At 68.0% G+C, this 21463-nt stretch carries 16 protein-coding genes; 11 read left to right on the top strand and 5 right to left on the bottom strand.

What is annotated here, in order from left to right; genetic code table 11:
• Positions 1–8: 8 nt before the first annotated feature.
• Positions 9–299 (bottom strand): hypothetical protein, encoded by a 291-nt coding sequence (locus OG787_RS15600; RefSeq protein ID WP_369034935.1) that lies wholly within the window; start codon positions 297–299, stop codon positions 9–11.
• A gap of 286 nt (positions 300–585) precedes the next feature.
• Here OG787_RS15600 and OG787_RS15595 point away from each other — a divergent pair, with 286 nt between their 5' ends.
• The 8 genes from OG787_RS15595 (at position 586) to OG787_RS15560 (ending at position 12500) form a co-directional block, all read left to right on the top strand.
• Positions 586–2811 (top strand): ABC transporter family substrate-binding protein, encoded by a 2226-nt coding sequence (locus tag OG787_RS15595; RefSeq protein WP_405535515.1) that lies wholly within the window; start codon positions 586–588, stop codon positions 2809–2811.
• A 148-nt stretch (positions 2812–2959) separates the two neighbouring features.
• On the top strand, positions 2960–4867 hold the full coding sequence (typA, locus tag OG787_RS15590) for a translational GTPase TypA (protein WP_389348557.1): 1908 nt from the start codon (positions 2960–2962) through the stop codon (positions 4865–4867).
• 396 nt (positions 4868–5263) lie between these two features.
• Positions 5264–6313, top strand: coding sequence for an ABC transporter permease (locus tag OG787_RS15585; protein ID WP_369034933.1), 1050 nt, complete (start codon positions 5264–5266; stop codon positions 6311–6313).
• Between the two features lie 100 nt (positions 6314–6413).
• A complete protein-coding gene (locus OG787_RS15580) occupies positions 6414–8207 on the top strand; it encodes an ABC transporter substrate-binding protein (RefSeq protein ID WP_369034932.1) in 1794 nt (597 codons plus the stop codon).
• Between the two features lie 111 nt (positions 8208–8318).
• Positions 8319–9296, top strand: coding sequence for an ABC transporter permease (locus tag OG787_RS15575; RefSeq protein WP_405535514.1), 978 nt, complete (start codon positions 8319–8321; stop codon positions 9294–9296).
• Positions 9297–9312: 16 nt separating this feature from the next.
• Complete coding sequence (locus OG787_RS15570) at positions 9313–10374, top strand: ABC transporter ATP-binding protein (protein ID WP_369034930.1); 1062 nt, start codon at positions 9313–9315, stop codon at positions 10372–10374.
• A gap of 13 nt (positions 10375–10387) precedes the next feature.
• Positions 10388–11509, top strand: coding sequence for an ABC transporter ATP-binding protein (locus OG787_RS15565; protein WP_369034929.1), 1122 nt, complete (start codon positions 10388–10390; stop codon positions 11507–11509).
• 613 nt (positions 11510–12122) lie between these two features.
• Entirely contained in the window at positions 12123–12500 is a 378-nt protein-coding gene (locus OG787_RS15560; RefSeq protein ID WP_369034928.1) for a VOC family protein, read from the top strand.
• Positions 12501–12506: 6 nt separating this feature from the next.
• Here OG787_RS15560 and OG787_RS15555 read toward each other — a convergent pair whose 3' ends face one another.
• The 4 genes from OG787_RS15555 to OG787_RS15540 all read right to left on the bottom strand — a co-directional run bounded on the left by OG787_RS15555 (position 12507) and on the right by OG787_RS15540 (position 17625).
• Entirely contained in the window at positions 12507–13544 is a 1038-nt protein-coding gene (locus OG787_RS15555; protein WP_405535513.1) for an ABC transporter ATP-binding protein, read from the bottom strand.
• Positions 13545–13563: 19 nt separating this feature from the next.
• Positions 13564–14547: an ABC transporter permease gene (locus tag OG787_RS15550; protein ID WP_405535512.1), complete on the bottom strand. Its 984-nt coding sequence runs from the start codon at positions 14545–14547 to the stop codon at positions 13564–13566.
• 190 nt (positions 14548–14737) lie between these two features.
• A complete protein-coding gene (locus OG787_RS15545) occupies positions 14738–16522 on the bottom strand; it encodes an ABC transporter substrate-binding protein (RefSeq protein ID WP_369034926.1) in 1785 nt (594 codons plus the stop codon).
• Between the two features lie 74 nt (positions 16523–16596).
• Complete coding sequence (locus tag OG787_RS15540; RefSeq protein ID WP_405535511.1) at positions 16597–17625, bottom strand: ABC transporter permease; 1029 nt, start codon at positions 17623–17625, stop codon at positions 16597–16599.
• 226 nt (positions 17626–17851) lie between these two features.
• Between OG787_RS15540 and OG787_RS15535 the strand changes: the two genes are divergently transcribed.
• The 3 genes from OG787_RS15535 to OG787_RS15525 are packed head-to-tail and all read left to right on the top strand — an operon-like array spanning position 17852 to position 21455.
• On the top strand, positions 17852–19495 hold the full coding sequence (locus OG787_RS15535) for an ABC transporter substrate-binding protein (protein WP_369034925.1): 1644 nt from the start codon (positions 17852–17854) through the stop codon (positions 19493–19495).
• Between the two features lie 54 nt (positions 19496–19549).
• Entirely contained in the window at positions 19550–20473 is a 924-nt protein-coding gene (locus OG787_RS15530; protein ID WP_369034924.1) for an ABC transporter permease, read from the top strand.
• On the top strand, positions 20466–21455 hold the full coding sequence (locus OG787_RS15525) for an ABC transporter permease (RefSeq protein ID WP_369034923.1): 990 nt from the start codon (positions 20466–20468) through the stop codon (positions 21453–21455). The genes OG787_RS15530 and OG787_RS15525 overlap by 8 nt, the downstream gene beginning before the upstream one ends.
• Positions 21456–21463 lie beyond the last annotated feature (8 nt).

Here is a 21463-nt window from a genome sequence, read left to right as displayed (position 1 = left end):
TCGGATTCTCAGGGGGCGTGACGGTCGTGGGCGCCGAGTCCTTCGTCGTCCGAGTCCGTCCAGAGGGTGTTGTCGTACGGGGTGTCGGAGATGGACACGAGGTCGGGGCGCCGGGGCTGTGCGAGCCCGGGGGCGGCCTCGCGGAGCAGCGCGAGGCTTTCGCGCAGGTGGTTGGCGTCGCTGCGGAGGCGGCGCAGTTCCAGGCCGCCCTTGCCGATCTGCTGTTCCAGGCGGCCCATGGAGCGGAACAGGTCGTCGAGGCAGCGCTGGATGGACGTCAGTTCGTCGTTCACGGACATGACGTGACCTCACTTCCGTAGGCCGGGGGCCTTGGACGGCAACGTTCATGCGCCTGCGAGTGTTGCGCGTCACACCTGTCGGTGGGAAGGGATGTGCACCGATTGGCCGAGGCGTATGGGTGCATCCCTGGGTGCGCTGCGCCGCACGGGTGGGCTTCCCGGCTGTCGTCGCCGTGTCGCCGTCCGTTGCCGAACCCTTTCCTCTTCAGTGGCCGGATACATGCGATCAGCTCCATATACCGCCAAAAGTGATCATAACGCCCGCGGCCCTCGGAGGTAAGCAGAGATGTCTCACCACGGCGTCGGACTGCGCGCGGTCACGCGCTCGGTCGCCTTTCTCACGGCCGGCGTGCTCGCCGTGCCCCTGCTCACCGCGTGCGGCGGTGACGAGGACGAGGCGAGCAAGCCGCTCGCCGGGCAGGACATCGCCCCCGCCGCCCGCTCCCTGCTCACCGACGGCGGCACGCTGCGGTGGGCCGTGGACTCCGTACCGGAGACCCTCAACACCTTCCAGGCGGACGCGGACGCCACGACCACCCGGGTCGCGCAGGCCGTGCTGCCGTCGATGTTCCGGCTCGACGCGAACGGGCGGCCGGTGCGCAACGCCGACTTCCTGGAGTCCGCGAAGGTCGTCGACACCGAGCCCCGCCAGGTCGTCCTCTACAAGCTGCACCAGCAGGCCGTCTGGAGCGACGGCCGGGAGATCGGCGCCGCCGACTTCGCCGCCCAGTGGCGTGCCCTGTCCGGCAAGAACTCGGCGTACTGGACCGCACGCAACGCGGGGTACGACCGCATCGAGAAGGTGCAGCGCGGGGCGAACGACCTCGAGGTCAAGGTGACCTTCAGCCGTCCCTACGCCGACTGGAAGTCCCTCTTCTCGCCGCTGTACCCCAAGGAGGTCATGGGGACCCCGGACTCCTTCAACGACGGGGCCAGGCGGAAGCTCAAGGTCACCGCGGGGCCGTTCAGCCTCAAGAAGGTCGCCAAGGCGGACGGTGACGTCGTCCTGGTGCGCAGCCCGCGCTGGTGGGGGCGTACCCCCAAGCTCGACGGCATCGTGCTGCACGCCGTACCGCGCGACAAGCGCGCCTGGGCGCTCGCCGTCGGCAAGGTCGACGTCGCCGAGATCGACCCCGCCGACGCCGAGCGCATCGTGCTCGCCGCACGCGGCAAGTCGACCCCCCTCCAGGGGCCCGGCGCCGCACGCACCCCGGCCCGCGCCCTGCGTTCCTGGGCCCTCGCGCACGGCTCCGACGAGGAGGCCGCCGAGGAGGAGACCGTCGCGCGGAGCAAGGAGCGGGCGGCGAGCGCCAAGTACGCCGAACAGCAGGAGTCGCTGCGCGGGTTCGAGGTGCGCAAGTCCCTCGAACCCGCCTACACCCAGCTCGCCCTCAACGGCGCCGACGGCCCCCTCGCCGACGAGCGGGTGCGCCGCGCCGTCGCCCGGGCGCTGGACCGCGAGGAACTGGCCGGCCTCGTACTCAAGCCGCTGGGGCTGCCCGCCGTACCGGTCGGCAGTCATCTCGCGCTCTCCGGACAGATTGCCTACGCCGACAACAGCGGCGCGCTCGGCGGCCAGGACACCGACGAGGCCGAGGCCCTCCTCGCCGACGCCGGCTGGGTGCAGGGCGGCCCGCTCGGCAAGCCCAAGAAGGTCGCCGGGGGTGAGGGGAAGAAGGCCGACGCGACGTCCACCGCCTCCCCGAAGGCCGGCGAGAGTGCCGGTGGCGAGGACGGGAACTACATCGTCGGTGACGACGACAAGCCGTACGGCGAGCCCGTCCGCGAGGACCACCAGGACCCGCTGGACGCGTCGGGCAAGAAGAACCTCGCCCAGGACGGCAAGCAGTCCCTCCACAAGCACCCGGACCAGGGCGGTGCGCCCGCCGGTGCCTACGCGCCCAAGGGCACGCCCGCTCCCGCCGGGGCCGCCGCCGGGGCGCTCGCCAAGGACGGCAAGGCGCTGACCCTGCGGTTCGTGCTGCCCTCGGGGCCCGGCTCCGCCACGCTGCGTGCCGTGGGCGACCGGATCGCGCGGATGCTGGACCGGGTCGGTATCCGTACGGCCGTCACCAAGGTGTCCGACGACAGCTACTTCAAGGACCACATCGCCTCCGGGCAGTACGACCTGGCCCTGTACTCGTGGCCCGCGTCCGCCTTCCCCGCCACCGACGCCCGGCCCATCTACGCCAAGCCCGTGCCCGCCGCCGACGGGTCGCTCAACGTCGAGCAGAACTACACCCGCGTCGGCACCGACCAGGTCGACCAGCTCTTCGACCAGGCCATCGCCACCCTCGACGAGCACAAGTCCGCCTCGCTGGTCCGGAAGGCCGACGCCCGGATCTGGGCGGCCGGCGGATCGATCCCCCTCTTCCAGCGGCCCCAGCTCCTGGCCGTGCGGAAGAACGCCGCCAACCTGGGGGCCTTCGGTTTCCAGACCCCTCTCTACGAGGACATGGGCTTCCTGAAGAAGGGCGTCACGCCGGGCAGCAAGGCCTCGCCCCGACCGTGACGGTCGCCTCACCCGGACGGCCCGGCGAGCCCCCGCTCCGCCGGGCCCGTACCATGGGGTAAGGCCGTGGCATGTTCAGCCCGGCAGGGCCCGCGTGACGCAGACGTACGCGCAGGCCGTCCTCACCACTCCGGGAGTACGCCGCACTATGGCCACGCGCCACGACATCCGCAACGTCGCCATCGTCGCCCACGTCGACCACGGGAAGACGACACTGGTCGACGCCATGCTGAAGCAGGCCGGTGCCTTCGCCGCGCACGCCGCCGAGTCGCTCGACGACCGCATGATGGACTCGAACGACCTGGAACGTGAGAAGGGCATCACGATCCTCGCCAAGAACACGGCGGTGAAGTACCACCCGAAGGACGGGGGGGACGTCATCACCATCAACATCATCGACACCCCGGGCCACGCCGACTTCGGCGGCGAGGTCGAGCGCGGTCTGTCGATGGTGGACGCCGTCGTTCTGCTCGTCGACGCCTCCGAGGGCCCGCTGCCGCAGACCCGCTTCGTCCTGCGCAAGGCGCTCCAGCAGCGTCTGCCCGTCATCCTCTGCATCAACAAGACCGACCGCCCCGACTCCCGGATCGACGAGGTCGTCAACGAGACCTACGACCTCTTCCTGGACCTGGACGCGGACGAGGAGCAGATCGAGTTCCCCATCGTCTACGCGTGTGCGCGTGACGGTGTCGCCTCGCTGACCAAGCCGGAGGACGGCACGGTCCCGGCCGACAGCAACAGCCTGGAGCCGTTCTTCTCCACGATCCTGTCGCACGTCCCGGCCCCGTCCTACGACGAGGAGGCCCCGCTCCAGGCGCACGTCACCAACCTGGACGCGGACAACTTCCTCGGCCGTATCGCGCTGCTCCGCGTCGAGCAGGGCGAGCTGCGCAAGGGCCAGACCGTCACCTGGATCAAGCGTGACGGCTCCATGTCCAGCGTGCGCATCACCGAGCTGCTGATGACCGAGGCGCTCACCCGCAAGCCGGCCGAGATGGCGGGCCCCGGTGACATCTGTGCCGTCGCCGGTATCGCGGACATCATGATCGGCGAGACCCTCGCCGACCCCGAGAACCCGATCGCGCTGCCGCTCATCACGGTCGACGAGCCGGCGATCTCCATGACCATCGGTACGAACACCTCGCCGATGGTCGGCCGCGGCGGCACCGGCAAGGGTGCCGAGAACAAGGCCGTGGTCAAGGACCGCAAGGTCACCGCCCGTCAGGTCAAGGACCGTCTCGACCGCGAGCTGATCGGTAACGTCTCGCTGCGGGTCCTCGACACCGAGCGTCCCGACGCCTGGGAGGTCCAGGGCCGTGGTGAGCTGGCGCTCGCCATCCTGGTCGAGCAGATGCGCCGTGAGGGCTTCGAGCTGACCATCGGCAAGCCGCAGGTCGTCACGCAGGAGATCGACGGCAAGGTCCACGAGCCCGTCGAGCGCATGACGATCGACGTGCCCGAGGAGCACATGGGTGCGGTCACGCAGCTCATGGGCGTCCGCAAGGGCCGCATGGACAACATGTCCAACCACGGCTCCGGTTGGGTCCGCATGGAGTTCGTCGTGCCCTCCCGCGGGCTCATCGGCTTCCGTACGGAGTTCCTGACCGGTACGCGCGGCACCGGTATCGCGCACTCCATCCACGAGGGCCACGAGCCCTGGTTCGGTGTGCTGGCGACCCGTAACAACGGTTCGCTGGTGGCCGACCGGGCCGGCGCCGTCACCGCGTTCGCGATGACGAACCTCCAGGAGCGCGGTGTGCTGTTCACCGACCCCGGCACCGAGGTGTACGAGGGCATGATCGTCGGCGAGAACTCGCGCTCCGACGACATGGACGTGAACATCACCAAGGAGAAGAAGCTCACGAACATGCGGTCGTCCTCGGCCGACTCGTTCGAGGCGATCGTCCCGCCGCGCAAGCTCTCCCTGGAGCAGTCCCTGGAGTTCTGCCGCGACGACGAGTGTGTCGAGGTCACCCCGGAGGCGGTTCGCATCCGCAAGGTGAACCTGGACGCCCGCGAGCGCGCCCGCTCCGCGAGCCGCGCCAAGCACGGCTGATCCGACGTCACGAGGACCCGGTCCCCCCAGGTGGGGACCGGGCCTTCGGCGTGTCCGCATATACCCGGTCGGAAACAGTTTCGGCCCCCTGCCGACATCTCTGTCCGTGGGCTGTGGAACGCTGTTCGGATACCGGTGAACCAACGATCAAGTTTCGGACATGTAAACAGAAAACGATCCTAGTATGTCCGTTTGGTGGATTTACTGTTCGACGTGTCAAGCGCGCCCAGGTGTCAATCTTTGCAATTTTTGCTCAAAATTTCGACGGTAGGGACATCCCTATGCCTTCCGGCCTTGACGCGCGTTGACTTACTTGGCGAAAGTTCCCCCAAACCACAGAACCCGCCGGTATCTGTGCTGCGCTCAACTCTCCAACCCCCCGGGGGAAGAACACACATGACCAGTCCAGCCAAGGCTGAAGGCTCCGGGCCCTCGATCGCCTTGGACCCCGAGCTCGATACGAAGCCTGAGCCCGCCAAGGCCGCGAAGAGCCTTGAGGGTCGTTCTCCCGGGCAGTTGATGTGGCTGCGCTTCAAGCGTGACCGTACCGGTGTGATCTGTGCCGTGGTAGTGATTTTCTACTTCGTCATCGCGTTGGCGGCTCCGCTGCTGACCAAGCTCAGCGGGACGAACCCCTACACGCTGTACGGCCAGGACCCCACGTACACGGACACCAGTCCGGTCCTGGACGACTTCGGGCTGCCGCTCGGCTACTTCGGCGGTGTCTCGGGCACCCACTGGTTCGGTGTGGAGCCGCAGTACGGCCGTGACCTGTTCGCCATGCTCATGTACGGCATGCGCACCTCGCTGTTCATGGCGCTGGCCGTGACCGTGCTGGTGATGGTCACCGGTGTGCTCATCGGCATGATCGGCGGCTACTTCGGCGGCCGGGTCGACTACTGGGTCGGCCGGGTGACCGACTTCTTCCTCTCCTTCCCCTCACAGCTGTTCTTCATCGCGTTCATGCCGGTGGTCACGGCGTTCTTCGTCGACCCGCGGGAAGAGACCCCCACGTACTTCCGCGCGTTGGCGATCCTGATCGTGCTCTGGGTGCTGGGCTGGATGGGCATGGCCCGCCTGGTCCGTTCGACCGTGCTGTCGCTGCGTGAACGCGAGTTCGTGGAGGCCGCGAAGGTCTCCGGGGCCTCGCCGTGGCGGATCGTCCGCAAGGAGATCCTGCCCAACGTGGTCTCGCCGATCCTGGTGCAGTTCACGTACCAGCTGCCCAGCACCATTCTGACCATCGCGTTCCTCTCGTTCGCCGGTGTCGGGTTCGTCGAACCGACCCCGGACTGGGGGCGGCTGTTCGCCGCCGCCTCCGACTACGCCAAGCAGGATCCGGCGTTCATGTTCTTCCCGGGCACGGCACTGGTGATCTTCGTCCTGTGCTTCAACCTCCTCGGAGACTCCGTTCGGGACGCGTTCGACCCCAAGTCCGGACGCTGATCGTCCATTGGTGGGGGGTGACTGCCGCCCCCGCGTCGGCCTACCAGCCGCGTCAGGCAGTACTCATGGATAACAACCGACAGGTAGGTGCTTTAGCCACATGAAGTCGTTCAACTCGCGCAGAACGCGGGCCATCGTGGTCGCCATCGCGGCCGGCTCCCTCGCGCTCACCGGTTGCTCCGAGAACAAGGGCGGCAGCTCCGGCAAGGACTCCAAGAAGGACCAGGCGGAGGCCTCCGAGCAGTCGAAGGCGGTCGTCTACGGCGACGCTGCCGCGTCGACCGGCCCCGCCGAGGAGGTGCCCGGCGCCAAGAGCGGCGGCACCGTCGAGGTCTACCAGGAGGCGGGCCTCTCGCACCTGGACCCGGGCCAGATCTACGTCTCGGACGCCGGCCAGGTCGCCAACCTGCTCTACCGCGGTCTGACCAACTTCGAGGAGGACGGCAAGGGGGGCACCTCGGTCGTCGGTGACCTCGCGACCGACTCGGGCAAGTCCTCGGACGGCGGCAAGACCTGGACGTACACGCTGAAGGACGGCGTGAAGGACCAGAACGGCAACGTGATCACGTCCGCCGACATCCGTCACACCGTCGAGCGTCAGTACGCCGAGTTCATCTTCGACGGCCCGACCTACCTGCAGACCTGGCTGAGCGGCGCGGACTACCGCAAGGCGCTGCCGGACGGCGGCTTCGGCTCCAAGCACCTGCCGGACACCGTCCTGGAGACCCCGGACGCCAAGACGGTCATCTTCCACTTCGACAAGGCGCGTCCGGACCTTCCGCAGACGCTCGCCATGCCGGGCTACTCCGTCGTTCCGGAGAAGACCGACACGAAGGCGAAGTACGACACGGCCCCGGTCTCGACCGGCCCGTACAAGATCTCCGAGTACAAGGCCGGCAAGTCCATGAAGCTCGTCAAGAACGAGAACTGGGACCCGAAGACCGACTCGGTGCGTCACCAGTACGTCGACGGCTTCAACTTCGACTTCGGCGTCACCGAGTCCACCCAGACCAGCCGGCTCATCGCCGACCAGGGCGGCTCCAAGAACGCCATCCAGCTCACCGGCTCCGTCGAGGCCACCCAGATCCAGGACGTCATCGGCGACCCCGCCGTCAACAAGCGCACGATCAAGGGCTACCAGCCCTACGTCATGACGCTGACGTTCAACCTGGACCGGGTGAAGAACAAGGCCGTCCGCGACGCGATCACCTACGGCGTCAACTCCAAGTCGCTCATCGCCGGTGAGGGTGGTGCCTACGGTGGCGACGCGGCCCCGAACCTGTTCGCCCCGACCCTGCCGGGCTACGAGGCCAGCTACGACCCGTACGGCCGTCTGAAGACGCCGGCGGGCAACATCGCGAAGGCCAAGGAACTCCTCAAGGACGTTCCGGCCGCCGAGAAGAAGCTCGTCTACGCGTACTCCAACAGCGAGGCCGGCCAGAAGCGCAAGGTCGCGATCGAGGACGCGCTGACCAAGATCGGCATCGACGTGGTGGCCAAGGAGGTCGACTCCGCGAGCTACTACGAGCAGATCGGCAAGGTCAAGAACCCGTACGACATGTACATCTCCGGCTGGGGCCAGGACTGGCCGTCCGCCGGCACGGTCGTCACCCCGGTGTACGACGGTTCCCAGGTCGCCGACGGTTCGCCGAACTACTCGCACATCAACGACCCGAAGGTCCAGGAGCTCATCAACACGGCCCTGACCCAGGAGCCCACCGCTGCCGCCAAGACCTGGACGGAAGCGCACCACTACATCCTGGAGAAGGTCAACCCGGCCGCTCCGCTCTGGTACACCAAGCAGTTCCAGCTCTACGGTTCGAACATCGGCGGTGCCCGCTACAGCACCGAGTCGAGCTACATCGACGTCACCCGACTGTTCCTGAAGTCGTAACTCGCTACGGCTGATCGCGGGGGTGCGCACCAGGCGGAGCGCACCCCCGCGGTTCCGTGAACCCGGTCCCATCCCGACTCCGCACGTCTCCGCAGAGAGCAGCCCCCCGCCATGTTTCAGTTCATCCTCCGGCGCACGGTCGGTGCCGTCGTCACTCTGTTCCTGATCGGCGCCGCCACGTTCTTCCTGTTCGTCGCCGCGCCCTCCGACTACGCCTCACTGGCCTGTGGCAAGGACTGCTCGCCCGCGAGACTCGAAGACATCCGGACGGCCCTCGGTCTCAACCTGCCGATCGCGCAGCAGTTCTGGGACTTCATGTCCGGCATCGTGATGGGCCGTGACTTCCCGACAGGCCACTGCGCCGCCCCCTGCCTCGGACAGTCGTTCTACTCGGGCGACATGGTCTGGGACACGATCATGGACCGCTTCCCGCTGACCCTGTCGCTGACGATCGGCGCGCTGGCCGTCTTCCTGATCGTGGGTCTCGGCGCCGGCATGATCGCCGCCTACAAGCGTGGCTCTCTGGTCGACAAGGTCGCCACCGGTTCGTCCATGGTGCTCAGCTCGTTCCAGATCTACTTCCTCGGCCCGATCGCGCTGACGGTCCTCGTCTACCAGACCGGCTGGATGGAAGACCCTAAGTACGTGCCGTTCACCGAGGACCCGGTCGGCTGGCTCGTCGGGCTGTCCATCCCGATGGTCGTCATGGCCACCATCTTCACCGCGCAGTACACACGTATGGCACGCGCCTCGATGATCGAGCAGCTCGCCGAGGAACACGTCCGCACCGCCCGAGCCAAGGGCATGTCGCAGAAGTACGTCTTCTTCCGCTACGCCTGGCGCGGTTCGCTCATCCCGATCGTCACCGTGCTCGGCATCGACATCAGCGCCCTGCTCGGCGGCGGTGTCGTCACCGAACTGACCTTCTCCCTCCAGGGAATCGGCCGCCTCGCCGTGAACGGCGCGGTGACCAAGGACCTTCCGCTGACGATGGGCGTCATGCTGTTCGGGGCCTTCTTCATCCTGCTCCTGAACATTCTTACCGACATCGTGTACGCCTACATCGACCCGCGCGTCCGGCTCTCCTAGGAAGAAACGAACCACCGTGACCACACTGACCAAGCCCGAGGGCGCACCGGCCCCGACCGGTCCGGACAGCTTCCTCTCGGTCCGCGATCTCAAGGTGCAGTTCTCCACCGAGGACGGCATCGTCAAGGCGGTCGACGGGCTCTCCTTCGACGTCGAGCGCGGCAAGACCCTGGGCATCGTGGGCGAGTCCGGATCGGGCAAGTCCGTCACGAACCTGACGATCCTCGGTCTGCACAACCCGAGGAGCACCACCGTCGACGGCGAGATCGTCCTCGACGGCAAGGAACTCGTCACCGCCACGGAGAAGGAGCTGGAGCAGCTCCGCGGCAACAAGATGGCGATGATCTTCCAGGACCCGCTGACCGCGCTCTCCCCGTACTACACGGTGGGCCGCCAGCTGTCCGAGCCGTTCATGAAGCACACCGGCGCCTCCAAGAAGGAGGCCAAGGACCGGGCCGTGCAGATGCTGGAGAAGGTCGGCATCCCGCAGCCCAAGACGCGCTTCGACGACTACCCCCACCAGTTCTCCGGCGGTATGCGCCAGCGCGCGATGATCGCCATGGCGCTGATGTGCGACCCCGACCTGCTGATCGCCGACGAGCCCACCACCGCGCTGGATGTGACGGTGCAGGCCCAGATCCTGGACCTGCTCAAGGACCTCCAGCAGGAGTTCGGCTCCGCGATCATCTTCATCACGCACGACCTGGGCGTCATCTCGAACATGGCCGACGATCTGCTGGTGATGTACGCCGGCCGGGCCGTCGAGCGCGGCACCGTCAAGGAGGTCCTGCGCACGCCGCAGCACCCGTACGCCTGGGGCCTGCTCAGCTCCATGCCCCGCCTGGACGGTGACATCAACGAGGCGCTGACGCCGATCCCCGGCTCGCCGCCCTCACTGCTCAACCCGCCCTCGGGCTGCCCCTTCCACCCGCGCTGCGCCTTCACCGGCGAGGTGTCGGGGAGCCTCTGCACCGACGTACGGCCGTCGCTGGCGGACGGGCGCGCCTCCGCGTGCCATCTGTCGGCGGAGCAGAAGCAGACCATCTTCATCGACAAGATCCAGCCCCGGCTGCGCTAGGGAGCACCGCGACATGAGCGACAATCTCACCCTCCCCGCACAGCAGGGTTCCACCGGTACGTCGACCGAGGAACTGCTCAAGGTCGAGGGCCTCACGAAGCACTTTCCGATCTACGGCGGCTTCCCGATCAAACGAAAAGTCGGCGCCGTGCAGGCGGTCGACGGCATCGATCTGACCATCGGGGTCGCCGAGAGCGTCGGCATGGTGGGCGAGTCCGGCTGCGGCAAGTCGACCGCGGGCCGGCTCATCACCCGGCTCCTGGAGCCGACCGGCGGCAAGATCACGTACTCGGGCCAGGACATCACGCACGCCTCGCGCAAGCAGCTGGCGCCGGTCCGCTCCGAGATCCAGATGATCTTCCAGGACCCGTACAGCTCCCTGAACCCGCGCCAGACCGTCGGTACGATCATCAAGTCGCCGATGGAGGTCAACGGGATCGAGCCGACGGGCGGCCGGGAGAAGAAGGTCCGGGAGCTGCTTGAGCTGGTCGGGCTGAACCCCGAGCACTACAACCGCTTCCCGCACGAGTTCTCCGGCGGTCAGCGTCAGCGCATCGGGGTGGCCCGCGCGCTCGCCCTCCAGCCGAAGCTGATCGTGGCGGACGAGCCGGTCTCCGCGCTGGACGTCTCCATCCAGGCCCAGGTGGTGAACCTCCTCAAGAAGGTCCAGGAGGAGATGGGCATCGCGTTCCTGTTCATCGCCCACGACCTGGCGATCGTCCGGCACTTCTCGCAGCGCGTCGCGGTGATGTACCTGGGCAAGATCGTCGAGGTCGGCGACCGGGACTCGATCTACAACCGCCCGCGCCACCCGTACACGCACGCTCTCCTCTCCGCCGTGCCCGAGGTGGCGATGGACGACGAGACGGAGGCCCGCGAGCGCATCCGCCTCGCCGGTGACGTCCCGTCGCCGATCCACCCGCCGTCCGGCTGCCGCTTCCGCACGCGTTGCTGGAAGGCACAGGACAAGTGCGCGAGCGAGGAGCCCCCGCTGGTCCAGATCTCCGGCAACCGCGAGAACCACCTGACGGCCTGCCACTTCCCGGAGGACCCGACAACAGAGGCCCGCGACGCGGACGTCGTCCTGGACCCGGCCCTGAAGGCCCTGGAGGCGGAGGACACGCCAGGCAAGTAGCGAGAAGGGGGCCGCGGGGCCAGTGGCCCCGCCCCCCGCCGAGGACGCCTCAGGGGCGCGGGGAGACGCTTTCACGGGGGTGCGGGAAAGGTGTCCTTGGGCGGCGCCGTTCAAGGGGGTTTGCGCAGCCCGGCGCCAACGGGGTGCCGCCTGCGCCCACCCGTGCCGCCCCTAGCGGCACGCATGCCCGCAGCTAGGGCAAAGCGGGCCTGCATTTAGGGGCGCGGGGAACTGCGCGACAAGCCCCCACCGGCCGGCAGCCGACATCGAACCGCCGCCCCCGCCCCCGACGCCGGCGCCTCAGGAACGCCGGGAGGAGCTCTTCCAGGGGCGCGAGGGCGCGCTGTTCAAGGGGGTTCACGCAGCCCGGCGCCAACGGGGTGCCGCCTGCTCCCACCCGTGCCGCCCCTGGCGGCACGCATGCCCGCAGCTAGGGCGAGGCGGGCCTGCATTTAGGGGCGCGGGGAACTGCGCGACAAGCCCCCACCGGCTGGCAGCCGACATCGAACCGCCGTACCCCGAACCCCTCCCCGCAGACACATATTCGCTCGACTTCCGCCCCCGCGTCCGGGACGCTCGCACGCGACGTCCCTCACAAGGCCCGGAGGCCGGCTTGTCCTTCTCCACCGTCCACAGCATCACCTTCGACTGCACCAACGACCCCTACGACCTCGGCCTGTTCTGGAGCCGCCTGCTGGGCCGCCCCCTCGCCGACGACGACAAACCCGGCGACCCGGAAGCCCTGATCGCGGACCCGGCCGGCGGCCCCAGGCTCCTCTTCGTACGGGTGCCGGAAGGCAAGACCGCCAAGAACCGCGTCCACCTCGACCTACAGCCCCACGGCCGCACCCGGGACGAGGAGGTCGAACGCGCGATCTCCCTCGGGGCCCGGCTCGTCGCGGACCACCGCAGGCCCGACGGCGGCGGCTGGGCCCTCATGGCCGACCCCGAGGGCAACGAATTCTGCGTGGAGCGCGGCGAGTTGGGCTGAACAGCTTCAGCACACCTCGGCGGTGACGTAGTCGGCGTGGTACTCCACGCGCTGCGCCGACGTCAGATGGCAGGCCGCGCCATGGCCGGCGGTACGGGGCAGATCGGGCCGCCGGTTCGCACAGCGCCCCGCCGGCACCTGCTCCCGGAACGCGCAGCGCGGCTCGAAGCGGCAGCCCGGGGGCGGGTCCAGGAGTGACGGAGGCATCCCCGGGATCGGGGACAGCGGGACGTCCACCGGGGCGCTCAGGGTGGGCATCGAGCCCAGCAGGCCCCAGGTGTACGGGTGTTGCGGCGACCGCAGCACCTCGCGCCGGGTGCCGCGCTCCACCGCCCGGCCCGCGTACATCACCAGGATGTCGTCCGCCATACGGGAGATGACGCCCAGGTCGTGCGTGATGAAGACGATCGACGTGCCGAACTCCTGCTGGAGATCCCCCAGCAGGTCCATGATCTGGGCCTGGACCGTGACGTCCAGGGCGGTCGTCGGTTCGTCGGCGATCAGGAGCTCCGGGTCGCACACCAACGCCATGGCGATCATCACGCGTTGGCGCATACCGCCGGAGAACTGGTGGGGGTAGTCGTCCGCGCGGCGCACCGGCTGGGGTATGCCCACCCGCCTCAGCATCTCCACCGCCCGCGCCCTGGACTCCCGCCTGGACGCGCCCGTGTGCTTGGCGTACGTCTCCGCGATCTGTCTGCCCACCGTGTGGTACGGCGACAGGGACGCCAGCGCGTCCTGGAAGATCATCGCCATCTTGCTGCCCCGGAGCCGCTCCAGCTCCCGTTCCCGCGCCGTCAGCAACTCCTTGCCGTCCAGCACGATCTCCCCGGCCAGCGTCGTGCGCGCACGGTCGTGCAGGCCCAGGATCGCCAGGTTCGTCACCGACTTGCCCGAGCCGGACTCGCCGACGATGCCCAGGGTCCGGCCGCGCTCCACGTCGAAGGAGAGCCCGTCGACCGCCCGTACGACACCGTCGTCGGTGGCGAAGTGGACGCGGAGGTCCCGTACGGACAGGAAGGGAACAGCGGTCGGCTCGGCCATCGAGGTCACCAGGTCCCCTCTACGCCAGCCTGATCCGCGGGTCGATCAGCGCGTACACCGCGTCCACCACGATGTTCGCGACGACGATGGCCGCGGCGGCCACCAGGACCACCCCCAGCAGCAGCGGCAGGTCGTTGTCGCGTACCGCCTTGATGGACAGGGCGCCGATGCCGTGCAGGCCGAAGGTCTCCTCCGTGATGATCGCCCCGCCGAGCAGATAGCCGATGTCGAGGCCCAGGATCGTGACGATCGGGCCCATCGCGCCCCGCCAGGCGAACCGGAAGAACACCGTGCGTCGGGACAGGCCCTTGGCGCGGGCCGTACGGACGTAGTCCTCGGCGAGGGTCTCCACGAGCTGGGAGCGGGTCATCCGGGTGTAGTTGGCGGTGAAGATGATCGCGAGGACGAACCAGGGCAGCAGCAGGCCCTTGAACCAGGCCGCCGGGTCCTGGGTGAAGCCGACGCTGTCCTGGGGGCGGGGGAGGATGCCCCACTGGTCGGAGAGGTAGTACATGGCGACCACGCCGACGATGTAGATCTGTAGCGACGAGCCGACCAGCGAGATCGACGACGCGATCTTGTCCAGGGCCCGGCCCTGCTTCACCGCCGCCAGCATGCCCGTACCGACACCGAGGACCACGAACACCACCGAGCTGCCGAGGGCGAGGGACAGCGTGGTGGGGAAGCGGTTGGTGATGAGGCCGAGGACCGGCTCGTGGTTGGTGAAGGAGTAGCCGAGGCAGGGCGCCGCACAGTGCCCGAGGCCGGCGTAGTCACGGCCCACGAACACACCCGCGAGCCAGTGCCAGTACTGCACCGGCAGCGGATCGTCGATGCCCAGATTGCGCCGGACGAGCGCGAGCGTCTCCGGCGTACAGAGCTTGCCGCAGGCGCTGCGGGCCGGGTCGCGCGGGGCGACGTAGAAGAGGACGAAGGTGATCGCACTGATGACGAGAAGGATCATCAGCGCACTGAACGTCCGGCGGAGGACAAAACGGAACATGGCGATCGGTTTCCCTGGCGAAACCCCCGACACCGGTCCCTGGTGGGTGGGACCGGAGCCGGGGGTGGTCGGGTGGGCGGGTCGGGGCGCCCCGCTGGGGGCCGCCCCTCAGGGGCGCGGGGCTGTATTGATTTGCGGCTCCGCCGCGTGGGCGCGACCAGCCCCCACCGGCCCGCAGCAGACGAACGACCTACGACTTCGCGAACAACTTGTAAAGCACGAACGACGAGTTCAGCGGGTCGTACTCAGTACCGCCGACCTTGCTCCCGTACAGATAGAACCGCCGCTGATAAGTCTCCGGAATGATCGGCGCCTCCTTCTCCATCAGCTCCTTGTCCAGCGCGGCCCACGCCGCGTTCGCCTTCGTCTGGTCGGTCAACGCCGCCGCCTTGTCGATCGCCGCGTCGACCCAACTCACCTTCAGCTGCGAGACGTTGTTCGCCCCGTTGGCGATCGTCCGGCCGTCGAAGAGCGGCTGGATCATCGTGTAGCCGGTGGGCCAGTCCGGGGACCAGCCGAACCACATCACGTCGAAGGAGTTGTCGATCTGCTGGACCTGGTCGTAGTAGCTGGTCGACTCGACCGGCTTCACGACCGGGTCGAAGCCCGCCTCCTTGAGGGCGTTGGCGATGACGACCTTCGTCTTCTCGTAGGCGTCGTTGCCGCCCTGCGGATAGGTGTAGACGATCTTCTGGCCGAGCTTGCCGGCCTCCTTGAGCAGCGCCTTGGCCTTCGCGGTGTCGCCCTGCGGCTTCGTCAGCTTGCCGTAGATGTCGAACTTCACCCGGCCCGCCATGTCGGGGCCGAGGATCGTGGTCGCGTAGTCACCTGCGGACGGGCCGCCGTAGATGGTCCGGATCTGCTGCAACGGCCAGGCGTAGTTGAGCGCCTGACGGACCTTCAGATCGGTGATCCGCTTGCAGTTGATGGCGTAGTAGTACAGGCCCGTCAGCAGCCCGTCGACGGTACGGCTCTTCAGCGCGGGCGTCGTCAGCACCTTCTGGATGCGCTCGGCGGGCACCCCGCTGTACGCCATCACCGCGTACTGGTCGGTCCCGGAGTCGGCGATCAGCCGGTCGGTGGTCTGGAGCGCCTCGGGGCCGAACTCGAAGGCGAACGAGTCCGGGTAGGCGTTGCGGATCGGGTCGGTCGCCGGGTCCCAGTGCGTGTTGCGGACCATCGTCAGCGACTTGTCGACGGAGTGCGCGGAGAGCCGGTAGGGCCCGCAGGAGAACGGGTCCTTGTCGTACTTCTCCTTGGTGTCGTGCTTCGCGGACACCGCTCCGTACGACTGCATGGCCAGCGTCCAGTTGAGGTCCGGGCGGGCCGTCTTGAGGTGGAAGGTGATCGTCTTCTTCGCGGTGTCCGTGACGACCGAGTCGAGGTGCTTGCCGTCGTACGGGCCCTTGTAGACCGAGCGGAAGTCGTTGCTGCCGGTCAGCGCGGCCTGGAGGTAGGTGGCGCCCTCGGTGGTGAAGCTGGCGAAGCCGCGCTCGATGCCGTGCCGGACGTCCTCGACGGTCAGCTCGCTGCCGTCCTCCCACTTCAGCCCGTCCTTCAGGGTGAAGGTCCAGGTCTTGCCGCCGTCCGCCATCGTGCCGGTGTCGGTGGCGAGGTCGCCGACGAGCTTCATCGCGCCGCCGTCGATGCGGTAGCCGGTCAGACAGCGGATGTAGAGGTTGCCGACCTCGGAGTTCCACGAGTAGTAGATGCGCTGCGGGTCGAGGTGCGAGAAGTCCTGCGGGCCGATCGGCCGGATCGTGCCGCCCTTCTTCGCGCCCGGGATCTCCGGCGCGGGCCCCGTGGAGTCCTCCTTGGTGCCGATGGTGACCGACGAGTACTTGTTGGTCCCGGCCGCGCCGCCCCCCGACGTACCGCCACCGCCTCCCCCGCCGCTGCTGCACGCGGACAGGACCATGGAGCCGCCGGCGGCCACCGAGGTGGCGATGACGAAGTTTCTGCGGGAGAGAGACATGGGGTGTCCTGCCTGAATCAAGGAGAAGGGGTGTGTCTTCTAGGGGGCCGGTGCGGGTGGCGAAGGCGCTCGGGTCAGCGCCTCGTCTTCGGGTCCAGCGCGTCGCGCACGGAGTCGCCGAGGAGGTTGAAGGCGATCACGAAGATCACCATCGACAGGCCGGGGAAGAGCATGTAGGTGATGTCGTTCTGGTAGACCTGCGCCCCGCGCTGGATCATCACGCCCCAGTCGGGAGTGGGGTCGCTGAGCCCGACCCCGAGGAAGGCGAGCGCCGCCTCGGTGGTGACGTACATGGGCAGCGCGAGGGTCGCCTGGATGAGGACCGGGGTCCACAGGTTGGGCAGCAGCTCCCTGAAGATGATCCGGGCCGGGGAGGCCCCGGTGACCTTGGCGGACTCCACGAACTCCCGCTCGCGCAGGGCGAGCACCTCACCGCGCAGCAGCCGGGCGATGGGCGCCCAGCCGAACGCGGTCATCACGGAGATCAGGCTGACGACGGTCAGCCAGGTCGGGGTGTTCTCCTCCGGTGACACGAAGATCGAGATCATCACCGGCCAGAAGGCGATGAAGAACAGCGTGGAGGGGAACGCCAGCAGGATGTCGATGACCCGGCCGACGAAGCCGTCGATCCGCCCGCCCATGTAGCCGGCCGTGATGCCGACGACGATGCCGAGCAGGGTGACCAGCACGGTCGTCACCGTGGCGATGAGCAGCGAGTTGCGGATGCCGTACAGCAGCAGGGTGAAGACGTCCCGGCCGAGCTGGGGCTCGACGCCGAACCAGAAGTCGCCGCTGATGCCGCCGTTGGGTCGGATCGGGAAACCGAACTCGTTGAGCAGCCCGGTGCCGTTCTGGCCGTACGTCGTGTACGGGTCCTTGCCGTAGACCTTGGCGATCAGCGGGGCGGCGATGCCCGCGACGAAGAACAGCACGACCACGACGGCCGAGACGAGCCCGGTGCGGTCGCGCCGGAAGCGCAGCCAGGCGATCCGCCCCGGCGAGCGGCCGGTGCCGCCACGGGCCGGCGCGGTGGGCGTCGGCGGTTCGGCACCGGAATCGGCCGCCACCAGGGGTGCGGTGGCGGAAGGCGTAGACGAGGTCACATTGGGGACTTTTCTGCGCCGGTTCAGTCGGCGTCAATGTTTTGTTGACGCCTTTGATCTGGACTTTTGCCCTTTGACCCGGGGGAGGGGCGCCACTTGGTTCAGCTTTGGACGGCCATGACCAAAGCGGGAGGGAGACCCGTACGGGCCGCCCAGGCGTGCGCTATGGGTGCTGTGCGCCGATATTGACCGATAACGGTATGGCGCACTGAACAGGAGGCACTCCATGCGTGGAGCCACGCACGTCCGATGGGCCGCATGCGCGGTGGCGGTGGCCCTCGCGGCGACCGCCTGCGGGGGCGACGACAGCGACAGCGGCGGCAGTGGCAGCGCTGACGGTTCCGGAGTGCTCAGCTCCTCCTGGGGCGACCCGCAGAACCCGCTGGAGCCCGCCAACACCAACGAGGTGCAGGGCGGCAAGGTTCTCGACATGGTGTTCCGCGGACTGAAGCGGTACGACGCCAAGACCGGCAAGGCCAACGACATGCTGGCCGAGAGCATCGAGACGACCGACTCGCAGAACTTCACCGTCACCATCAAGGACGGCTGGAAGTTCAGCAACGGCGAGGCCGTCACCGCCAAGTCGTTCGTCGACGCCTGGAACTACGGCGCCAGCCTGAAGAACAACCAGAAGAACGCCTACTTCTTCGGCTACATCGACGGCTACGACAAGGTCCACCCCGAGGACGGCAGCAAGCAGACCGCCGAGACCCTCTCCGGGCTCAAGGTGACCGGCACCAACACGTTCACCGTCAAGCTCAACCAGAAGTTCTCGACGTTCCCCGACACCCTCGGCTACTCGGCCTTCTCGCCGCTGCCCCAGTCCTTCTTCACGGACCACTCGGCCTGGCTGAGCAAGCCCGTCGGCAACGGCCCCTACACGATCCAGTCGTACACCAAGGGCTCCCAGATGTCCCTGCGCAAGTGGGACGCCTACTCGGGCACCGACAAGGCGCAGAACGGCGGGGTCGACCTCAAGGTCTACACCGACAACAACACCGCCTACACCGACCTGATGGCCGGCAACCTCGACCTCGTCGACGACGTGCCCGCCTCCCAGCTCGCGAACGTCAAGGCCGACCTCGGCGACCGGTACATCAACACGCCCGCCGGCATCATCCAGACCCTCGCCTTCCCGTTCTACGACAAGGACTGGGACAAGCCCGGCATGGAAAAGGTCCGCACCGGTCTCTCCCGCGCGATCAACCGCGAGCAGATCACCGACACGATCTTCCAGAAGACCCGCACCCCCGCCACCGACTGGACCTCACCCGTCCTCGGCGAGGAGGGCGGCTACAAGGCAGGCCTGTGCGGCGACGCCTGCGAGTACGACCCCGAGGAGGCCAAGAAGCTCATCGAGGAGGGCGGCGGCTTCCCCGGCGGCCAGGTCAAGATCTCGTACAACGCGGACACCGGCTCGCACAAGCAGTGGGTCGACGCGGTCTGCAACAGCGTCAACAACGCGCTCGACAACGACAAGGCCTGCGTCGGCAACCCCGTCGGCACCTTCGCCGACTTCCGCAACCAGATCACCCAGTCCAAGATGTCGGGCCCGTTCCGCGCGGGCTGGCAGATGGACTACCCGCTGATCCAGAACTTCCTCCAGCCGCTCTACTACACCAACGCCTCCTCCAACGACGGCAAGTGGACCAACAAGGAGTTCGACAAGCTCGTCAACCAGGCCAACGCCGAGACCGACCAGGCCAAGGCCGTCGGACTCTTCCAGCAGGCCGAGGAGGTCCTGCGGGACGACATGGGCGCCATCCCGCTCTGGTACCAGAACGGCAGCGCCGGCTACTCGGAACGCCTCTCGAACGTGGCCCTGAACCCGTTCAGCCTGCCCGTGTACAGCGAGATCAAGGTCAGCTGAGCCGCGTGGGGCGGGTCTCCCCGAGCGCCCGCCCCCACTACCTCCGGAGCCCTCATGGGACGGTACGTGATCCGGCGTCTGCTTCAGATGATCCCGGTCTTCATCGGCGCCACCCTGCTGATCTTCCTGATGGTGAACGTGATGGGCGACCCCATCGCGGGCCTCTGCGGCGACCGGCAGTGCGACCCGGCCACGTCCGCCCAGCTCCGCAAGGAGTTCGGCCTCGACAAGCCCGTCTGGCAGCAATACCTGACCTACATGGGCAACGTCTTCACCGGCGACTTCGGCACCGCCTTCAACGGCCAGGAGGTCACCGAGCTGATGTCGACGGCGTTCCCCGTCACCATCCGGCTCACGATCGTGGCGATCTTCTTCGAGATCGTCATCGGCATCACCCTGGGCGTGGTGACCGGCCTGCGCCGGGGCAAGCCGGTCGACACGGGCGTCCTCCTGGGCACCCTGGTCGTCATCTCGGTCCCGACCTTCGTCACCGGCCTGCTGCTCCAGCTCCTGCTGGGCGTCGAGTGGGGCTGGATCAAACCGTCGGTGTCGACGGACGCCAACTTCGACGAACTGATCGTCCCGGGCCTGGTCCTGGCCTCGGTCTCACTGGCCTACGTGACCCGTCTGACCCGCACCTCGATCGCGGAGAACAGACGCTCCGACTACGTCCGTACAGCGGTCGCCAAGGGCCTGCCCAGGCACCGGGTGATCACCCGTCACCTGCTCCGCAACTCCCTGATCCCCGTGGTCACCTTCATCGGCACGGACATCGGCGCGCTGATGGGCGGGGCGATCGTCACCGAGCGGATCTTCAACATCCACGGCGTCGGCTACCAGCTCTACCAGGGCATCCTCCGCCAGAACACCCAGACGGTCGTCGGCTTCGTGACCGTCCTCGTCCTCGTCTTCCTGGTCGCCAACCTGCTCGTCGACCTCCTGTACGCCGTACTCGACCCGAGGATCCGCTATGCCTGAACCCCAGTCCACGGACGCCACCGGCGCATCCGAGGGTGCCATGGCGGCGACCGGCATGGGCGGCGCCATGGACCTCGCGATGAGCGAGGCGGAGACGCTGGAGAAGCGCCCGGACAACGGCGGCGGCCCGTCCGACAAGCCCCGCAGCCTCTGGTCGGACGCCTGGCACGACCTGCGCCGCAACCCCGTCTTCATCATCGCCGGGCTGGTCATCCTCTTTCTGGTCGTCATCTCCATCTGGCCCTCGTCGATCGCCTCCGGAAACCCCCTCAAGTGCGACCTCGCCAACGCCCAGAAGGGCTCGGAGCCGGGCCATCCCTTCGGATTCGACGGCCAGGGCTGCGACGTCTACACGCGCACGGTCTACGGCGCCCGTACGTCCGTCACGGTCGGCGTCTGCGCCACGCTCGGGGTCGCGATCCTCGGGTCCGTCCTCGGCGGGCTCGCCGGGTTCTTCGGCGGGGCCGGGGACTCGGTCCTGTCCCGCATCACCGACGTCTTCTTCGCGATCCCCGTCGTCCTCGGCGGCCTCGTCCTGCTCTCCGTGGTGACCAGCTCGACGGTGTGGCCGGTCATCGGGTTCATGGTGCTGCTCGGCTGGCCGCAGATCTCCCGGATCGCCCGCGGCTCGGTCATCACCGCCAAACAGAACGACTACGTCCAGGCAGCCCGCGCCCTCGGCGCCTCCAACTCCCGCATGCTGCTACGGCACATCACGCCCAACGCGGTGGCCCCGGTGATCGTCGTGGCGACCATCGCACTCGGTACGTACATCGCCCTGGAGGCCACCCTGTCCTACCTGGGCGTCGGCCTGAAGCCCCCCACCGTCTCCTGGGGCATCGACATCAGCGCGGCCTCCCCGTACATCCGCAACGCCCCGCACGCCCTCCTCTGGCCATCCGGAGCGCTCGCGGTCACCGTCCTCGCGTTCATCATGCTCGGCGACGCGGTGCGCGACGCCCTCGACCCGAAGCTGAGGTGACCGGCGCC

The organism is Streptomyces sp. NBC_00075 (genome assembly GCF_045041225.1).
GTDB classification, from domain to species: domain Bacteria; phylum Actinomycetota; class Actinomycetes; order Streptomycetales; family Streptomycetaceae; genus Streptomyces; species Streptomyces adonidis.
Note: the sequence above shows the minus strand (reverse complement) of the source record. Positions and strands in the feature narration are given on the sequence as shown.

What these genes read in the sequence shown, in the direction of transcription:
- OG787_RS15600 (WP_369034935.1), bottom strand. Translation starts at nt 299, where the DNA reads ATGTCCGTGAACGACGAACTGACGTCCATCCAGCGCTGCCTCGACGAC.
- OG787_RS15595 (WP_405535515.1), top strand. Translation starts at nt 586, where the DNA reads ATGTCTCACCACGGCGTCGGACTGCGCGCGGTCACGCGCTCGGTCGCC.
- typA (WP_389348557.1), top strand. Translation starts at nt 2,960, where the DNA reads ATGGCCACGCGCCACGACATCCGCAACGTCGCCATCGTCGCCCACGTC.
- OG787_RS15585 (WP_369034933.1), top strand. Translation starts at nt 5,264, where the DNA reads ATGACCAGTCCAGCCAAGGCTGAAGGCTCCGGGCCCTCGATCGCCTTG.
- OG787_RS15580 (WP_369034932.1), top strand. Translation starts at nt 6,414, where the DNA reads ATGAAGTCGTTCAACTCGCGCAGAACGCGGGCCATCGTGGTCGCCATC.
- OG787_RS15575 (WP_405535514.1), top strand. Translation starts at nt 8,319, where the DNA reads ATGTTTCAGTTCATCCTCCGGCGCACGGTCGGTGCCGTCGTCACTCTG.
- OG787_RS15565 (WP_369034929.1), top strand. Translation starts at nt 10,388, where the DNA reads ATGAGCGACAATCTCACCCTCCCCGCACAGCAGGGTTCCACCGGTACG.
- OG787_RS15555 (WP_405535513.1), bottom strand. Translation starts at nt 13,544, where the DNA reads ATGGCCGAGCCGACCGCTGTTCCCTTCCTGTCCGTACGGGACCTCCGC.
- OG787_RS15550 (WP_405535512.1), bottom strand. Translation starts at nt 14,547, where the DNA reads ATGTTCCGTTTTGTCCTCCGCCGGACGTTCAGTGCGCTGATGATCCTT.
- OG787_RS15545 (WP_369034926.1), bottom strand. Translation starts at nt 16,522, where the DNA reads ATGTCTCTCTCCCGCAGAAACTTCGTCATCGCCACCTCGGTGGCCGCC.
- OG787_RS15535 (WP_369034925.1), top strand. Translation starts at nt 17,852, where the DNA reads ATGCGTGGAGCCACGCACGTCCGATGGGCCGCATGCGCGGTGGCGGTG.
- OG787_RS15530 (WP_369034924.1), top strand. Translation starts at nt 19,550, where the DNA reads ATGGGACGGTACGTGATCCGGCGTCTGCTTCAGATGATCCCGGTCTTC.
- OG787_RS15525 (WP_369034923.1), top strand. Translation starts at nt 20,466, where the DNA reads ATGCCTGAACCCCAGTCCACGGACGCCACCGGCGCATCCGAGGGTGCC.